The 1251-nt window shown below is 72.6% G+C and carries 1 protein-coding gene and 2 pseudogenes; 2 read left to right on the top strand and 1 reads right to left on the bottom strand.

Annotated features, from left to right (window positions below; translation table 11 throughout):
* Nucleotides 1-220 (bottom strand): annotated as a pseudogene (locus ACH4J0_RS43265) (hypothetical protein); the annotation flags it as partial.
* A 252-nt stretch (nucleotides 221-472) separates the two neighbouring features.
* Between ACH4J0_RS43265 and ACH4J0_RS43260 the strand changes: the two are divergent.
* Both ACH4J0_RS43260 and ACH4J0_RS43255 read left to right on the top strand, forming a co-directional pair.
* Nucleotides 473-985, top strand: a complete 513-nt coding sequence (locus ACH4J0_RS43260) for a SigE family RNA polymerase sigma factor (RefSeq protein WP_396246667.1) — start codon at nucleotides 473-475, stop codon at nucleotides 983-985.
* Nucleotides 978-1251, top strand: a pseudogene (locus ACH4J0_RS43255) (hypothetical protein); the annotation flags it as partial. The gene ACH4J0_RS43260 and the pseudogene ACH4J0_RS43255, both read left to right, overlap by 8 nt.

Genomic DNA, 1251 nt, shown 5'->3' with positions numbered 1-1251 from the left:
TGGCAGTCACACGGGTAGCGGACGAGCCGCTGCCGGAGACCACCGAGGCGCCGGCCGAGCCGGCGCCGTGGGCCGTGGCGGTGGGCGCACCGGAGGGCTTGCCGTGGGCCGTGGGGGTGGGTGTGGAGGTGCCGGTTGCGGCGGTGGCCATTCCCCCCACGGTCGCGATGGTTGCGGCGGTGGCGGTGGCGGTGATGAGCATGATCGGGCGGATACGCATGAATCCGTGTCCTTTCCTGCGGGCGTCCAGTTGATGCCAGCACCCCTGTACGCCTCCCGGCGCCCGGCAGGTCGCACCCGGCACACGTGATCCAGGTCATAGACCGTCGGTGCAACCCCGGGACGGCGCTCGTGCGTACAGGGCGGGAGGCTCCGCCCAGGACGCACGGCTGACCCGCCGCGGCCGAGGAGTGCTTCCTCGCGAGCCGCCCGTGCCGCGAGCTGACGGACAGCCCCGGAGGAGAGGCCTTTGATGACGCCACAGGAGTTCGACGCGTTCTACGCGGCGTCCTTCTCCCGCCTGACCGGGCAGCTCTACGCGATAACCGGCAACTGGTCCGAAGCACAGGACGTGGTCCAGGAGGCCTTCACCCGCGCGTGGGACCGAAGGCGCACCTTCGACCCGGGCAATGCCCCGGAGGCATGGATCCGGACCACGGCCCGGCGCCTGGCCCACTCCCGCTGGCGGCGTCTCGCCCGGGGCCTGCTCTTGGCCGGACGCCACCACCGCCAAGAACCATTCACCGTCGAGCCGCCCACCGAGGAGCACCTGATGCTGGTCACCGCGCTCCGCGACCTGCCCGAGGCGCAGCGGAGCGCCCTGGTCCTTCACCACATGTGCGACCTCTCCGTCGAGCAGGTCGCGGCCGAGACCGGCGCCAGCGTCAGCGCCGTCAAGAGCCGCCTCGCCCGCGGCCGGACCGCGCTCGCGGCCATACTCGCTGACCATGCCCCGACCAGCGAGGAAGGAAAGCTCCGTGTCTGACCCCGTCCACGAGACCCTCGCCGACCGGCTGCGGCTGCTCGGCACGCAGATGCCCGCACCGACCCTGCCCGCTGCGGAGATCCGCCGGCGCGCCGACCGGCGCCGCCACCGCCGGCACGCTCTGGGCGCGACCGCGGCCTGCATCGCAGCAGCCCTGTGCCTGGCTCTCCCGTCCGTGCTGCACTCACCGGGACCACAACACTCACCGGGCCCACAAGAAGGGGCAGCCACCACAGACGTCCCCTCCGTGTCAGCTTCCCCCCACC

The organism is Kitasatospora sp. NPDC017646 (assembly GCF_044329365.1).
GTDB lineage: Bacteria > Actinomycetota > Actinomycetes > Streptomycetales > Streptomycetaceae > Kitasatospora.
The sequence above is the reverse complement of the archived record's forward strand: the minus strand, read 5'-3'. Positions and strand labels throughout refer to the sequence as shown.

Coding starts and splice junctions, on each gene's coding strand:
- ACH4J0_RS43260 (WP_396246667.1), top strand. CDS start 473: ATGACGCCACAGGAGTTCGACGCGTTCTACGCGGCGTCCTTCTCCCGC.